This is a genomic window from Mycobacterium sp. (assembly GCF_029961025.1).
Lineage (GTDB): Bacteria > Actinomycetota > Actinomycetes > Mycobacteriales > Mycobacteriaceae > Mycobacterium.
The window spans coordinates 119780-134244 of sequence record NZ_JASBVP010000005.1; the positions used below are offsets into that span (position 1 = coordinate 119780).

Consider the following 14465-nt stretch of genomic DNA (forward strand, 5'->3'; position numbering starts at 1 on the left):
GCAGGTCGGTTCGGCTGTTGGCCGGTGCCGCGATGGCTGCGGTGCTGGCCGGCAGCGGTTATGGCGGGTGGCTGCTGTTCGAGCGGCACCAGCGCGACGTCGCCGGTCAGCAGGCGCTGGCCGCTGCCGAGAAGTTCATCGTCACGCTAACCAGCGTCGACAGCACCGTCATTGACGAACACGTCTCCGATGTCCTCAACGGCTCGACCGGGGAGTTCAATGACAAGTACGCCAAAACCACCAGCGGGCAGCACCGTCAGGCCCTCATCGACAACAAGGTGGTGACGCATGGGAGGGTCGTCGAATCGGCGGTCAAATCCGCTACCCCCAGCAAGGTTCAGGTGCTGCTGATGGTCGATCAATCGGTGAGCAGCCTGGCTGTCCCCGAGCCGCAAATCGATCGCAGCCGCATCAAGATGACCATGCAGAAGGTCAACGGCCGCTGGCTCGTCAGCACGGTGGAGTTGTTATGAGGGTGTGGCATAGGGCATCCGCGATCGCCGGGATTACCGGGTCAGTCGCAGCAGTGTCAACCATCCTCTACGGCAGCAGTGCCCGCGCGGACAGCGTCAACTGGGAGGCCATCGCGCAGTGCGAATCCGGCGGCAACTGGGCCGCCGACACCGGCAACGGTGATTACGGCGGTCTGCAGATCAGTTTGCCCACTTGGGATGCCAACGGTGGCAGCGCGTTGGCCCCGCTGCCGTCGTCAGCCAGCCCGCAAGAACAGATCCTGGTTGGGCAGCGGATCATGGCCACGCAGGGACCCGGAGCATGGCCGAGATGCGCGTCCTGCAGCCAGGATGAAGCCCCGATGGGCTCTCTGACGCATCTTCTGACATTCATGTGGAGCCAGACGGGCGGATGCCCGGGCTCGTCGCGCGCGGTTGAGGAGGGAGCGGCGTAACCGCAGGCCGGACCGCACCCGAGGATACGGGGCTGTCGGTTCGTCGTGTGATGATGTGGCATGACACCCCATCGGGCGCCGGTCCGCCTGCCCGAGGTGCGGCTGACGCCGGGCAGGCCGTTCGGGATCTATGTGCACGTGCCGTTCTGTTCGACCCGCTGCGGATACTGCGACTTCAACACCTACACACCGGAAGAGCTTGCCGGCGACGATCCGACAGCGGCGGGCTTACGCGGGGCGCACCCCGACGCCTTTCTGGCTGCCTTGCGGGTAGAGCTGGGGCTGGCGGCGGCGCTGCTCGGCCACCCAACGGTGAATACCGTGTTCGTCGGGGGTGGGACGCCGTCGCTGCTGGGCAGCGAGCGCCTGACCGCGGTGCTTGAGATGGTGCGAGAACACTTCGCGCTGGCCCCGGACGCCGAGGTCACCACCGAAGCCAACCCGGAGTCGACCCGGCCGGAATTCTTCGCGGCGATCCGCGCGGCCGGTTACACCCGGGTGTCGCTGGGCATGCAGTCGGTGGTCCCGCGGCTGCTGGCGGTGTTGGATCGGGTGCATTCGCCGGGCCGGGCGGTGGCGGCCGCCCGGGAGGCGCGGGCCGCGGGCTTCGAGCACGTCAACCTCGACCTGATCTACGGCACTCCCGGGGAGTGCGACGACGACCTGCGGCGATCCGTCGACGCGGCCATCGCTGCCGGTGCCGACCACGTGTCGGCCTATGCCCTGGTGGTGGAGAACGGCACCGCGTTAGCCCGCCGGGTCCGGCGCGGCGAGCTGGCCGTTCCCGACGACGATGTGCTGGCGCACCGCTATGAGCTGGTGGACGCGCGGCTCTCGGCTAGCGGGTTGTGCTGGTATGAGGTATCCAATTGGTGCCGTCCCGGCGGTGAGTGCCGACACAACCTGGGGTACTGGAGCGGTGGGCAGTGGTGGGGTGCCGGACCGGGAGCGCATGGCTACGTTGGCGCCACTCGGTGGTGGAATGTCAAGCACCCCAACGTTTATGCGAAGATACTGGCCGGTGCCAGGCTACCGGTCGCCGGCTACGAGCAGCTCGGCGCCGACACGCTGCACATCGAGGACGTGCTGCTGGGAATTCGGCTGCGCCGCGGCCTGCCGCTTGACCTGCTCCGCGCCGAGGAACGCGCGCGTGCCGGGACCGCGGTCGCCGACGGTCTGCTGACCCCCGAGGGTGACCGGCTGGTGCTCACCGACCGGGGACGGCTGCTCGCCGACGCGGTGGTGCGCGCCCTGCTGGGCTAGACGGTGTGGGCTAGGAAGAGCTTTTTAGGCCGGGTTACGTGGGTGTCGCCGATGGCGCGTATTTCCGCCGTGCTATGTGCATTTGGGCCGGCCAACTTCGTTGGACGTCGCGAATGCACAACGGTTTTCGCGGTCGGTCGGTGATAGACCGGCCACCGCACGGGGCCTGATTTTGGCGTGGTACCCCCGGTCGGGGTTGCCGAGCTTCCACGGCCTCCGATTCCTCCCGAGGGGACCTTACGGGACCCACGCCATGAACGAGGCCCACCAAGAGATCGAAACACAGAGACGTCGGCAGGCAATGGTTTCCGTAGACCAAAGTTCCGGCGGGTGTCAAATCTCGAACAGTGGGCTGGTACGCGCGTCCTGCAAGTCACTTGCAGCAGATGTGTGACGCAGGTTACAGTCGATCCATGCGGTTCGGGAATTTCGCGTGACCCACTTCCGCCGGTAAAAGGCGAAGCCGATGATGCCGCCAGCGCTGCCGATCCCGGCACCGGCATGGTCGAGGGTGATCAAGGACGCTGAGGCGAGGGGAGATCTGCCTCACGGGACGGTGGCGGATGCATTGGGCATCGGCCGTGTCGCCGCGGCCGCGGTGCCGACGTATCGGGTCGCGGGGAGTTGGGGATGACCGCGCCGATCTGGATGGCGTTCCCCCCAGAAATACACTCGGCTTTGCTCAGCAGCGGTCCGGGCCCCGGACCGCTGCTGGCCGCTGCCGGGGCGTGGAATGCGTTGGCCACGGAATACGCCTCGGTGGCCGAGGAACTCAGTGCGCTCGTCGCGGACGTGCAAGCCGGGGTCTGGGAGGGGCAGGCGGCCGAGTCGTATGTGGCCGCGAACGTGCCCTACGTGGCGTGGCTGACCCGGGCCGCCGCCGACAGTGCCGCGACAGCCGCCCAGCAGGAAACCGCGGCTGCCGCCTACACCGCCGCGCTGGCCGCCATGCCGACGCTGGCCGAGCTGGCTGCCAACCACGCCACCCACGCGGTGCTGGTGGCAACGAATTTCTTTGGCATCAACACGATCCCGATTGCGCTGAACGAGGCCGACTACATGCGGATGTGGGTTCAGGCCGCCACCGTGATGAGCACCTATCACGCCGCCGCCGGCTCAGCGGTGGTGGCGGCACCGCACACCGCCCCTGCGCCGCAGATCGTGAAATCCAATGCGACGTCCGACCCGCCATCCGCGTCCGCCGACCCACCGCCAACGTCCCCCGTGGACTCGATTTTCAATTTCCTGACGCAGCTGTTTAACAGTCAGCAATATACCGATTTTTACAACAACTTCCTAGGGCCACTAGGCAATCTTTCACTTTACGGAATTCCCCTTGCCGAATACGCCTTCATCGGCAACCCATTTTTTTTCTTTAGCCCTGAGAACCTAGCGTTTGCATTTGGAGTGCCCATAGATCCGGGGACGTTTATTGGCTTGGTATCCAGCCTTGTGTCTGGCACTCTGGCAGGTTTACCTGAGGTGGTTAGCATAGCGGCGACGACGGGTAATCCCGCAATTTTGGCGTTAGCTTTGATATTCAACGCTATCGAATTCATTTCGTTTCTGGTCACCAATGTTATCCAGTTGCTGCACTGGCTGCTCGAAACAGCCACGTCGCTGATCCCCGTCGTTCTCCCGCTGCTGACCGCCTCCTTGGCTCCCTTGGCCGCCGTGCCCGTAGGGGCCGCGATGAGCGGCTTGGCGGGGTTGGCAGAGCTGGCCGGCCTGGCTCCGCCGGCCGCGGTGCCGGTCGCACCGCCCTTCGCCGCACTGGGCCCCGCTTTGAGCCCACCACCGCCTCCAGCCCCAGCCCCCGTCCCAGCCTCCGCACCCGCGCCCGCCACGGCACCGGCGGCCCCCATGCCCGGCGCCTCGCCGCCACCGGCGGGCACCCTACCGCCACCGACGGCCACGGGCATGGAGAGTTTCGCCTACCTGGTGGGAAGCGTTCCCGCCGATGTTCGGTCAAGCGCCCGCGCCAAGGCTCGAAAGCCGGTCTCCGACAAGGCCGCAGTGCCGGAGGCCGCCGTTGCGGCGGCGGCCCAGGAAAAGGGGCGGGCGCGCCGGCGCCGACGAGCCAAAGCGGAAATGCTGGGTCGCGGTTATGAGTACATGGACCTGGACCAGGAGCTGGATTCGGGCCCCGACGCTTCGCCCGGCGATCAGGATGCCGCGTCGGATCACGGTGCAGGAACCTTCGGTTTCACCGGGACCGCGCGCAAGGACACGGCCAGTGCGGTGGCGGGGTTGGCGACGTTGGCCGGTGATGAGTTCGGCGGCGGCCCGACGATGCCGATGGTGCCCGGCACCTGGAAGCCCGGCCCCTCGCAGGACGACCCGGTTGACTAGTGAAGTGACCGGGCGCGGCGGCGCGGCGGGGAGTGGGCCCGGGGGGCGGCCCGGCCGGCCTCGCAGGTCAGGGGCGCTCGCTTCGATCATGATGGTGCTCGCCCTGCTCGGCGGGTGCACGGGTTCTTCTCCCGGTGGGGCCTCCGGTGATGACCGTGGGGCCGCCCGGTCGTCCCAGATGGGGTTGGCGGTCGCCGATTGCGATCAGATCCTGACGTTTAGCGCCCCACCGCGCCGCGTGGTGATCTTGAACCCGGCGATTGCCGACATCTTGCTCGATCTGGGTGTGGGCGATCGGATCATCGCTCAGAGCGGGACGGCGGGCCTGGCTAAGCCGCTGCCGCGGAACGCGGCGGCGATGGATCGGGTGCCGGTGCTGAGCGCGCACGGAATGACCAGCACCGCGGCGCTGCTGGGCGTGGCGCCGGATCTGGTGATCAGTGACGAATCGATGTGGCTAAATCCGAAGTTTGGGGGGGCGTCGCCGCAACAGCTCCACCAGGCCAGGATCAAAACCTATATCGCGGTCAGTGGCTGTGGTGATGGGACAAGGGGACAGGTGGCGGACGTTTTCACCGACATCGATAACTATGGCGTGATTTTCGGCCGGCGGGATAGGGCGATGCGACTGGTGCGTAGTTTGCAGGCCCGACTGGCCGATATTGAAGCCCGGGTCGGCGGCCAGCCGAAAGTACCGGTGTTCGAATTCTATAAGAGGCGGGGCGGACAGTTTTTCAATACCGCTGTGGGAATCGCGGAAGATGCGCTGGACAAGTCAGGTGGTGTGAGTGTTTTTCCCGATGCGACCGGTATGAAGCTCACGAGCAAAGAGGCGATCACCGCCCGCAATCCGCAGGCTTTGATCGAGCTGGTCGAGCCGGGGAATCCGGTTGATCCGGTGAAAGAGGGCGCGGCGCTCAGGCGGGCTTTTCCGACGACCGGCGCGGCCCAAAACGGGCGGATCTATTTTCTCGGCGTGGCCGAGGCAACCAGTCCGGGCACACCCCGGATCATCGACGGCATCGCCGCGAGGGCGAAGTGGCTGCACCCCGAGGTGTTCGGGCCGCGATGAGATCTGCCCCGGCGCCGACGCCCGCGACTCGGCGGTGGCGCGGCCACGCGGATCACCACCGCGGGCCGGTGGGTGTGGACGGTACCGTTGCCCCGCGGGTTCGGCCGCTGCCCCCGATGACGCTGGTGGTGCCGGTGCTGCTTGGGGTGTTGGCGGCGGCGATGGTGGTGGGCGCCTCGGTAGGACCCGGGGGTGTCGGGGTGCTCGGCGCGGCGCGGGTGGTCGGCCATCACCTGGCCGGATTGGTGGTTTCGGCGCATTTTGACGCGGTGTCGGATCAGATCGTCTGGCAGCTGAGAATGCCCCGGGTGCTGTTGGGGGCGCTCGTGGGTGCGGGGTTGGCCGCGGTAGGCGCCACGCTGCAGGCCGTGGTGCGCAACCCGCTGGCCGATCCCTATGTGCTGGGGGTGTCCTCGGGAGCGGGTTTTATGGTCGCGGCCACGATCACGCTGGGCTCGGCGGAGCTGGCCGGGTTGTCGACATCGGCGGTGGGGTTTCTCGGTGCGCTGCTCGCCATGGTGCTGGTGCTTGGTGTGGCCCGGGGCGGGGGTCGATTCGCTCCTACCCAGGTGGTGTTGGCCGGGGTGACGTTTTCCTACCTGTTTTCGGGGGCCACGAGTTTTCTGATCTTCATCAGCAGTGTTCCCAACGCGGCGTCGGCCGTGCTGTTTTGGACATTAGGCACGCTGGGCAACGCACAGTGGTCCACGCTGGAGATACCCGCGGCCGCACTGACGCTGGGCGTGACGTGTTTGCTGATGCAGGCTCGCTCCCTGGATGCGCTGGTAATCGGCGAGGAGACGGCCCTGTCGGTGGGGGTTGCCGTGCGTCGGCTGCGGGCTTGGCTGCTGGTGGTGACCGCGCTGCTGACCGGGGTGATGGTTGCGGTCTCCGGCGGGATCGGGTTTGTGGGGTTGATTATCCCGCACATCGTGCGGTTGGTGGTGGGCCCCAATCACCGGCGCGTGCTGCCCACGGCGGCGCTCGCGGGGGCGATTTATCTGGTGGTCGTCGACATCCTGTGTCGGGTGGTGGCCGGCCCCGCGGAGTTGCCGATCGGGATTGCCACCTCGATGCTGGGCGCCCCGTATTTTCTGTGGTTGCTGCGACGCGCGCAATCGGGGCGGATGACCCAATGAAGCTGTCGTTGGATGGGGTCAGCGTGGCGGTGGATTCCACGCCGATCGTCAGCGACTGCGCCATCGTGGTCGCCGCCGGGGAGAAGGTAGCTCTGGTGGGGCCCAACGGCAGCGGCAAGACGACGCTGCTCAAAGCGATCTATCGCGCGGTTCGCCCGGTGGCGGGCACCATCGTGTTGGGCGGCGACAACCTGGCATACCTGCGCCAGCGCGAGGTGGCGCGCCGCGCCGCGGTGGTGGCCCAGGAATCACCGACCGAGTTCGAGTTCACTGTCGAAGATCTCGTGGCTCTGGGCCGAGCCCCCCATCACGGTGTGCTAGACCGCGAGTCGCAAACCGACCGCGACGCCGTCGCCGAAGCGCTGCAGCGGGTGGGCATGGCCGGCCATCGCACCAGGGAGTTTGCCACGCTGTCCGGGGGCGAGAAGCAGCGCACCCTCGTGGCGCGTGCCCTGGCCCAGCGCACCCCTTTGCTGCTGCTGGACGAGCCCATCAACCATCTGGACGTGGGGGCAACGCTAGAGCTGTTGGAATTGGTGCGAGGCTTGCCGATCTCCTCGTTATGCGCGCTGCATGACCTCAACTTGGCCGCCGCCTACTTCGACCGGATCTACGTGTTGGCTGGCGGCCGCATAATCGCCGGCGGCACCCCGGAGGAGGTTTTGACCCCTGAACTGGTGCGCGAGGTGTTCGGCGTGCACGCCCACCGGTTGACCCACCCGGCCACCGGACGGCTGTTACTGGCCTTCTCCCGCAATTCGGTCATCGCTGTCGAGGAAACGGGGAGGGATACAGCTGCCAGCGCACCCGGATAGTCGCTCCCCGCGACGTCACATACCGGCCCACACCGGCCACCCGGCAATCCCATGATGGGCATAGCGCCACATTCGCCTTGAGCGTCCTGCAAACCACTTGCATCGCTTATGTGACGCGAATTACACTCACAATCGTTGGGAAAGTACGCACGATGCGCGCCCACCGAAAGAGGCGATGGCCAATGACGTCACCAGTGCTGGCGGATTCGGCATCCACACACGGTGTCTGGCGCGCAGCTCACGCACCAACGAAAGGCTCTCCGGCGCAGTTTTTTGCGGGTAAGCGAGCATCGACCATCGCCTCACCCGCTGTCGATTCCCCTACCCGTATGCCCGTCAGCGGACTATTCGGGACGGGTGTGTTCACGAACTTCGCTCAACCTTAAGCCCAAGCAGCCCGATAAGGCCCGATAAGGAAAGCCATGCCTGATGCCGCGCCCGCCGTCGTCGAGACCGAGGGCGGGGGCCGAGAACAGCGCTGGGCGCTGCCCACCGACGAGGAGAGCTTGCTGAACCTGATTCGCCTGTGCTTCGGGGAATACTGGGACGACATCTGGTTTGGCGTTATGGTACCGGGCGCGGCGTGGGAAGTGGCGGCGCCGAACCCGCCCAAGCGCATCGCGTTGCGCGACGGTTATGTGACGGTCGACTTCGGGCGCTGGCATTTCCATTTGTGCATCGGCGAGCACCACGCGAGCGGCCCGGAGCTGGGCAAGATCCGGCGGTGCGCGCGGGCTGAGATGTATCGGCGGCTCGGCGCCGACGGGTCTCCTACCTCATGGGGCATTCGGTTGTTTAACGGCCGTGATGAGCAAATGATGACGTTGATGCTCCCGAATCCGTTTCTCACCAATGACCAGAAAATCCGGGAGCAGCCCGCGTGGGGGCAGCTGGAGCTGTGGGACAAGCTGCGCGCAACCTATCTAGGGCTGCCACCCGATCCGCTTGATCGCACCGGGAAAGGCTTTGGCCGGCATTGAAACCGCCGATCACCGACGAGAGGCAAAGACCGATGACACCCTCAGCGCTGGCGAACCCGCCACTAACAGCACCAAACGCGACCGGTGACCGTGAAGAGATGGCTCACCTGTTGCGCAGGGCGGGTTTCGGCGCTTCGGCCGATGAGCTTGACTCCTATGTGGCGGCTGGCTACGAGGCAACCGTTGAAGCCTTGTTGAACCCGCCCGAGGAGACACCGTCCTATGGTTGCTATGAAGGCCAGGATTTGGTGGACCGGTATTTCACCGCTTCGGTAGGTCCGCGCAGCCCGGAATATGCGTGGCCGCAATGGATGTGGCGGCTTTTGACCACCACCAGCCCGCTGCGGGAGAAGATGGCGCTGTTTTGGCACGGATTGTTCGCTACCGGAGTCAAATACCCGCTGCCGTGCTCGGCGCAGCTCGCGCAGATTGAGATGTTTCGCCGCCGCGGCATGGGCCGTTTCGAAGAGCTGCTGCGCTGCCTATCACGCGATCCCGCCATGCTGTTCTGGCTGGACAACCAGGCTAATCACAAGGATGCACCCAACGAGAACTATGCGCGAGAGCTGCTGGAGTTGTTCACGATGGGAGTGGGCAACTACACCGAGGCCGACGTCAAGGCCGCGGCGCGCGCGTTCACCGGCTGGGGGGTGGGTCCCATGATGCCGCAGTTCTTCCTGGGCACCTTCCCGGCCTGGTTTTGCTATGACGATACTGACCACGACGCCACCGAGAAGACGTTTCTGGGTCACACCGGCGCCTTCAACGGTGATGACGTGATTGCCATTATCGTCCGGCAGCCGGCAACCGCACGTTTCATCTGCGATCGGCTGTATCGCTTTTTTGTCGCCGATGAACCCGATGACTCGGGTCGAGCGGAAATCGCCAGGCTCAGCAAAATTTTCATGGACAATTCCGGGGATCTGCGTGGCCTGCTGCGAACCATCTTCACCTCTGGTCATTTTCGCTCGGAGCAAGTGCGCTACCGCAAGGTCAAAAGCCCCGTCGAGCTCATGGTCGGCACCGCTCGGCTCACCGCCCGCTGGCAGCTTCCGGTCAACGACGTCGCCGAGCTTGCCCGCGACGCGCACTTTATGGGTCAGTCGCTGCTCAACCCTCCCTCCGTGGAGGGTTGGCATGAAGGCGAGGAGTGGATCGACAGCGCCGGCTTGATTGAGCGGATCAATTGCGCCAGTGCGGAAATCGCCCAGCCCTCCACCCCAGGGGTGGCTCGTATCTTAGCGCGCGTGGTGGCGCGCGTCGGTGGCCGTGCTGACCTGACACCCCTCGTCTGGGTAGACGCATGCCTGGAGGCCATGGGGTCACTGCGACTGTCGGCCAAAACGCGACAGGTTTTAGCCGAACGCTTCACCGACACACCACTGCTCGACGACCACGGCGACACTCAAGCAGCTCAGGACTACACGCTGCAGCTGCTAAGGGCAATCGTATCGACCCCCGACTACCAGTACTGCTGAGGCTGACTGCCAGACGGATAAACCCTTAGTGAAAGGGACGGAGATGACGAATCCGGCTACTGTCTACCATGATTCGATACGGCTGGTGGTTGTACAGCTTACCGGCGGTAACGACTATCTGAACACGGTGGTGCCCTACGCTGACGGGCGTTACTACGATTTCCGGCCTCATATCGCGCTTCGGGACGAGGCGGTCTTGCCGATCGACGAGCGGGTGGGCTTCACGTCGGCGATGGCGCCGATCGCTCGCCTTTACGAGCAGGGAAAGGTGGCGGTCGTCATGGGGATCGGCTACCCCAACCACAGCCGTTCTCATTTCCGGTCCATGGACATCTGGCATACCGCCGAGCCTGAGGAGGTCAAGCTGGAGGGCTGGCTGGCCAAGGTTGCCGCGCTGCTCGACCCGGCACACACTAACCCGGTGCTCGCGGTGAATTTCGGGAGGGGTCTGCCCAGGGCGTTGTCCCTCCCGGGTGTTCCGGCTGCATCGGTGGGCAGCCTCGATAAGTACGGTCTGTTCCCCGAGATCGGACCGGGGGTCACCCGCAACCGCCTGCTTCGGGTGGTCGAGGACGTTTACTCTGGCGAGCCAGAGCCCAACGCAGCGTGGGGATCGGCTCGCTTGTACGGGACCGCCCGCTGTGCCCAGCAGGGGATCGAGATGCTGAACAGCGCCGCCGCGGCGTATCGCCCCACGGTTGAGTACCCGGAGTTCAACCAGCTCGCCACGGACCTACAGGGTGTGGCCACGGTGATGGCGGGTCACCTCGGCACCCGCATTTTCTACACGAGCGTGGGCAGCTTCGACACCCACACCGACGAGGTGGTATCGCACGCGCGCTTGTGGGAGAAGGTCTCCGCGGCTTTGGACGCGTTTTTCACCGATTTGGAACACCTCGGGCTGCGGCGCAACACGGTGGTGCTGGTCTTCTCCGAGTTCGGCAGACGCATAGCCGAAAACAACATTGGCACCGATCACGGCGCCGGTGGGGTGGCCTTCCTCATCGGGGACCTGGTTGCCGGGGGGCTTTACGGTGAATACCCCAACCTGGCCCCAGAAGCCCAGGACGAGGGGGACGTGCGGCCCAGCACGGACTTTCGCAGCATGTATGCCTCGATTCTTGAGCAGTTCCTTGACGTCGACCCCAAAGCTGTGCTGGGCAGCGGCGCCGGCTTTGATCGGCTTCCCCTGAAGGCGTCGGCATGAGCGCCGTCGGGTTTGCCGAGGCGCGCGTCACCCGGGCGCGCTGCCGCGCCATCGGGGTGGCCCGCATGAGCGGGCAGGGCTTCGCGCACCCGGTGGATGTGGCGCTCGGAAACGGCGACACGGTGTATGTCTTGAGCAGATCCAGCGCCTGGAAGGACAAAAACCCCCGGATAACTGTGACTTCGCTCGATGAGCGGGCCTTCAGTGAGATCGGGGGCTTCGGCACCGAGCCGGGGTGCTTCCTGGCGCCGACCGCCCTGGCTACCGACCCGGGCGGTCGCATCTACGTGGCCGACGAGGACCTGCACCAGATCTCGGTGTTTGACCCCGACGGAACCTCCCTGAGACGCTGGGGAACCCACGGGTCTGGCTCCGGCCAGCTCGACCGGCCCTCGGGGCTGCGCGTGGACGCTGACGGCTGCCTGTGGGTCAGCGACTCGGTGAACGCCCGCCTCCAGCGGTTCACCGCGGACGGAATCCCCCTGTGCTGCGTCGGATCTTTTGGTGCCGGTCCGGGCCAGCTCAACATGCCCTGGGGTGTGGCGATTGGTCCCGAGGGTGACATCTGGGTTGCGGACTGGCGCAATGACCGGGTCCAGCGCTTCAGCCCTGACGGCGAGCTGCGGGGAATCTACGGGGATGATCTACTGAGCCGGCCGTCCGGTGTGGCCGTGGACGCTGCCGGAAGGCTGTATGTGTCGGACTGGGGGCACGACTGCGTGCAGATGTTCGACGAGCAGGGCCGCCATCGGGGAACGCTCGTCGGTGACGCCTCGCTCTCGCGGTGGGCGCAACAGTGGCTGGAGATGTACCCCCAGGTCAACCAGCGACGCCAAGAAGCCAACCGCTACGAGGAGGAACGGCGCTTCTTTCGTCCCGTCGGCATGGTCATTGGACCAGAGGGTCAGCTGCTGGTGGCAGACTCCGGCCGCCACCGGATCCAGATCTACGAGTACCCGGACCACACCCCCCAGTCACTTCGGCCTGAAAAAGTTTGATAGCGGCCGTGTCAGCCGGTGGTACGGGTGCAGGGGGTGGCGTGGGGGCTGCGGTTATGCGGCGAGAGCACGACCCAGATCCGGGTGCTTTCGGTGATGTCGATGCGGGCGCGATCCCAGCCGACCGCCCGGCGATCGCGCGAAGCGGCCCCGTGAACGGCCCCGACAGGTAACCTGCTGAGGCGACAGCGATGCATCACCCGAATCGAAGAGGCCGTCATGACCGTGAAATTGCTTGCTGCCGCAGTAGCGGCGGGTGTGATCGGAGCCGTAACCGCCGGGGTCGCCGACGCTCATCCGGACATACCGCAGGTGCGGCCCCTCGCGCTTGCCACCTCGCTTCGACTGGACCCGCCGCCGGCGCCCAACCTGCCGAGCCCGGAACAGTTGTCCAGTCTGTGCAACGAAGTAAGCGATCCCGGTGTCTCGTACACCACCAAGACCAATCTGGTCCAAGGCGGCATCAGTCCGGAGGAGGGCCACGCGGCCGACCACGAGCTGAGAAAGGCGTACCGCGACGGGAAGTTCCCGCTGTCATTCACCGTGACCAATATCCAGCCGGCCGGTCCGAATGCGGTGACCGCCGAAGTGGCCACCTCGGGTCCCAAGCTCGCGGCGCCGATCACGCAGAACCTCACCTTCGTCAACGAAGGCGGCAACTGGATGCTGAGGCACGATTCCGCGTTGGCGCTGCTGCAGGCTGCCACGGCCTGACCGGCCGCAGCGGTCATCGAAATGGCCGGCCGCCCACCGCGCTCAAGTCGATTCGTGCGAGGCGCACCGGATCGGCCAGCACGTCGATCGCGGCGATCCGTCCTTCGCGCACAACGAATCCCATGATCGCGGTTGCCCGGTCGCCGACGAAAATGACCGCGCCTGCGGCACCGTTGACGGTGGCGGCCCGCACCTGCCGCTCCGGCACCGCGTAACCGCGGGCCAGCTTGGCCACCCGGGACGCGCCCTGCTCCGAGCGGACCTGCCCGCGGCCGAAGTCGCCGCGCAGCAACACATCCGGGTGCAGCAGCGACACCAGCCGGTCGAAGTCACCGGCCCGCCCAGCGGCGAAGAAGGCGTCCACGACCTCACGCTGGGCCCTGACGTCAACGTCGGGAACGGCGTTGGCGTCGTGGATCCGTCGGCGGGCGCGGCTGGCCAGCTTGCGTGTCGCTTCCGGCGATCGATCCAGAATCGGCGCGATCTGGTCGAACGGGACGGCGAACACGTCGTGCAGCACGAAAGCCAGCCGCTCCGCGGGCGACAGGGTGTCCAGCACCACGAACAACGCCAGCCCCACCGCATCGGCCAGCATCGCCCGGTGCTCGGGGTCGAACTCCCCGACCGGATCCACCACCGGGTCGGGCATCTGCGCGACGAGTTCCTCTCGGGGTCGAGCACGTCGGGCCCGCAACGTGTTCAGGCAGATCCGCGCCACCACGGTGGTCAGCCAGGCGTCGAGATTCGCGATGGCCGCGGCTCCCGGGGCGTCGATGCGGCTCAACCGCAGCCACGCTTCCTGCACGGCGTCCTCGGCGTCGTCGATCGAGCCCAGCATGCGGTAGGCGAGGGCGCCCAGCTGTGGCCGGGCCGCCTGGAAACGCGCCGTCAGCGCCGCATTTACGCTCACCTGCTGCCCGCCGGACGGCAGCCGTCGGGCAGTGCGCACACCTTGCCGTCGGAGAAGCCCGACGAACCGATGCCGAGAGCGAGGTTGAACCGGGCCCGCAGATTAGCCAGCGTGATGACGTGGGTGAGCCCGACGAGCTGAGCCGTGTCGAAGTGGGCTCGCAGGCGGCCGAAAAGCTCGTCGCTCACCTCGACGGGGGTGCGGCTGATGGCTGCCGCGTAGGCCAGGATCAGCTTGTCGAGATCGGAGAAGCACGAGGCGTTCGGGTAATCGGACAGGGCCAGCAATTCCTCGTCGGTTACCCCCCAGCCGCGGGCGATCTGCGAACCGAGATCCAGACAGTACTCGCAGCGCACCGTCGCCGCCGCTTTGAGTTCGGCGAGCGCCCGGTGCCGCGGACTCAGAATGTCCAGTTTCGACTCCGCCAGCTCCAGCCGCCCATAGGCGTTGAGCAACTTAGGGATATGGGCATACATCCGCAGCGGTTCGAGCATGCTCGCGGTTTGCACTCCGGCCATCTGCCGCAAGCGCCGCCCGGTGAAGAAGAAGGCGACCCTCGCGCCCAGGCCGGCGTCGCGGTCAGAGACTCCGGTAAGCCTTGGCATTGTATCTCCTCCTGGTATCTCCTCC

Annotated in this window: 14 protein-coding genes and 1 pseudogene; 13 read left to right on the forward strand and 2 right to left on the reverse strand. The window is 66.1% G+C overall.

Annotated features, from left to right (window positions below):
• Nucleotides 1-32 precede the first annotated feature (32 nt).
• The 13 genes and pseudogenes from QJR12_RS07025 to QJR12_RS07085 all read left to right on the forward strand — a co-directional run.
• A pseudogene (locus QJR12_RS07025) lies at nt 33-473 on the forward strand (Mce protein); the annotation flags it as partial.
• A gap of 2 nt (nt 474-475) precedes the next feature.
• On the forward strand, nt 476-907 hold the full coding sequence (locus QJR12_RS07030) for a transglycosylase family protein (RefSeq protein ID WP_300580476.1): 432 nt from the start codon (nt 476-478) through the stop codon (nt 905-907).
• Nucleotides 908-967: 60 nt separating this feature from the next.
• A complete protein-coding gene (gene hemW / locus QJR12_RS07035; protein ID WP_300580137.1) occupies nt 968-2170 on the forward strand; it encodes a radical SAM family heme chaperone HemW in 1203 nt (400 codons plus the stop codon).
• A gap of 466 nt (nt 2171-2636) precedes the next feature.
• Entirely contained in the window at nt 2637-2804 is a 168-nt protein-coding gene (locus QJR12_RS07040; RefSeq protein ID WP_300580139.1) for a hypothetical protein, read from the forward strand.
• The gene (locus QJR12_RS07045) at nt 2801-4522 is read left to right on the forward strand and encodes a PPE family protein (protein ID WP_300580141.1); all 1722 of its coding nucleotides are present in this window, start codon (nt 2801-2803) and stop codon (nt 4520-4522) included. The genes QJR12_RS07040 and QJR12_RS07045 overlap by 4 nt, the downstream gene beginning before the upstream one ends.
• Before the next feature lie 178 nt (nt 4523-4700).
• Entirely contained in the window at nt 4701-5594 is an 894-nt protein-coding gene (locus QJR12_RS07050; protein WP_300580479.1) for an ABC transporter substrate-binding protein, read from the forward strand.
• A gap of 68 nt (nt 5595-5662) precedes the next feature.
• Entirely contained in the window at nt 5663-6733 is a 1071-nt protein-coding gene (locus QJR12_RS07055; protein ID WP_300580142.1) for an iron ABC transporter permease, read from the forward strand.
• Complete coding sequence (locus QJR12_RS07060; protein ID WP_300580143.1) at nt 6730-7548, forward strand: ABC transporter ATP-binding protein; 819 nt, start codon at nt 6730-6732, stop codon at nt 7546-7548. Before QJR12_RS07055 ends, QJR12_RS07060 begins: the two co-directional genes overlap by 4 nt.
• 422 nt (nt 7549-7970) lie before the next feature.
• Nucleotides 7971-8528, forward strand: coding sequence for a hypothetical protein (locus QJR12_RS07065; protein WP_300580144.1), 558 nt, complete (start codon nt 7971-7973; stop codon nt 8526-8528).
• Nucleotides 8529-8626: 98 nt separating this feature from the next.
• Nucleotides 8627-10006, forward strand: a complete 1380-nt coding sequence (locus QJR12_RS07070; RefSeq protein ID WP_300580145.1) for a DUF1800 domain-containing protein — start codon at nt 8627-8629, stop codon at nt 10004-10006.
• A 43-nt stretch (nt 10007-10049) separates the two neighbouring features.
• Complete coding sequence (locus QJR12_RS07075) at nt 10050-11213, forward strand: DUF1501 domain-containing protein (protein ID WP_300580147.1); 1164 nt, start codon at nt 10050-10052, stop codon at nt 11211-11213.
• Nucleotides 11210-12211: an NHL repeat-containing protein gene (locus tag QJR12_RS07080; RefSeq protein ID WP_300580148.1), complete on the forward strand. Its 1002-nt coding sequence runs from the start codon at nt 11210-11212 to the stop codon at nt 12209-12211. Before QJR12_RS07075 ends, QJR12_RS07080 begins: the two co-directional genes overlap by 4 nt.
• Nucleotides 12212-12430: 219 nt before the next feature.
• Nucleotides 12431-12925 (forward strand): hypothetical protein, encoded by a 495-nt coding sequence (locus QJR12_RS07085; protein ID WP_300580149.1) that lies wholly within the window; start codon nt 12431-12433, stop codon nt 12923-12925.
• A 13-nt stretch (nt 12926-12938) separates the two neighbouring features.
• Here the strand turns inward: QJR12_RS07085 and QJR12_RS07090 are convergent, their stop codons facing one another.
• Entirely contained in the window at nt 12939-13835 is an 897-nt protein-coding gene (locus tag QJR12_RS07090; RefSeq protein WP_300580150.1) for a sigma-70 family RNA polymerase sigma factor, read from the reverse strand.
• The gene (locus QJR12_RS07095; RefSeq protein WP_300580152.1) at nt 13832-14440 is read right to left on the reverse strand and encodes a carboxymuconolactone decarboxylase family protein; all 609 of its coding nucleotides are present in this window, start codon (nt 14438-14440) and stop codon (nt 13832-13834) included. Before QJR12_RS07095 ends, QJR12_RS07090 begins: the two co-directional genes overlap by 4 nt.
• Nucleotides 14441-14465: the final 25 nt, after the last annotated feature.

What these genes read in the sequence shown, in the direction of transcription:
- QJR12_RS07045 (WP_300580141.1), top strand. Translation starts at nt 2,801, where the DNA reads ATGACCGCGCCGATCTGGATGGCGTTCCCCCCAGAAATACACTCGGCT.
- QJR12_RS07075 (WP_300580147.1), top strand. Translation starts at nt 10,050, where the DNA reads ATGACGAATCCGGCTACTGTCTACCATGATTCGATACGGCTGGTGGTT.
- QJR12_RS07050 (WP_300580479.1), top strand. Translation starts at nt 4,701, where the DNA reads ATGGGGTTGGCGGTCGCCGATTGCGATCAGATCCTGACGTTTAGCGCC.
- QJR12_RS07080 (WP_300580148.1), top strand. Translation starts at nt 11,210, where the DNA reads ATGAGCGCCGTCGGGTTTGCCGAGGCGCGCGTCACCCGGGCGCGCTGC.
- QJR12_RS07065 (WP_300580144.1), top strand. Translation starts at nt 7,971, where the DNA reads ATGCCTGATGCCGCGCCCGCCGTCGTCGAGACCGAGGGCGGGGGCCGA.
- QJR12_RS07040 (WP_300580139.1), top strand. Translation starts at nt 2,637, where the DNA reads ATGATGCCGCCAGCGCTGCCGATCCCGGCACCGGCATGGTCGAGGGTG.
- QJR12_RS07095 (WP_300580152.1), bottom strand. Translation starts at nt 14,440, where the DNA reads ATGCCAAGGCTTACCGGAGTCTCTGACCGCGACGCCGGCCTGGGCGCG.
- QJR12_RS07060 (WP_300580143.1), top strand. Translation starts at nt 6,730, where the DNA reads ATGAAGCTGTCGTTGGATGGGGTCAGCGTGGCGGTGGATTCCACGCCG.
- QJR12_RS07085 (WP_300580149.1), top strand. Translation starts at nt 12,431, where the DNA reads ATGACCGTGAAATTGCTTGCTGCCGCAGTAGCGGCGGGTGTGATCGGA.
- hemW (WP_300580137.1), top strand. Translation starts at nt 968, where the DNA reads ATGACACCCCATCGGGCGCCGGTCCGCCTGCCCGAGGTGCGGCTGACG.
- QJR12_RS07070 (WP_300580145.1), top strand. Translation starts at nt 8,627, where the DNA reads ATGGCTCACCTGTTGCGCAGGGCGGGTTTCGGCGCTTCGGCCGATGAG.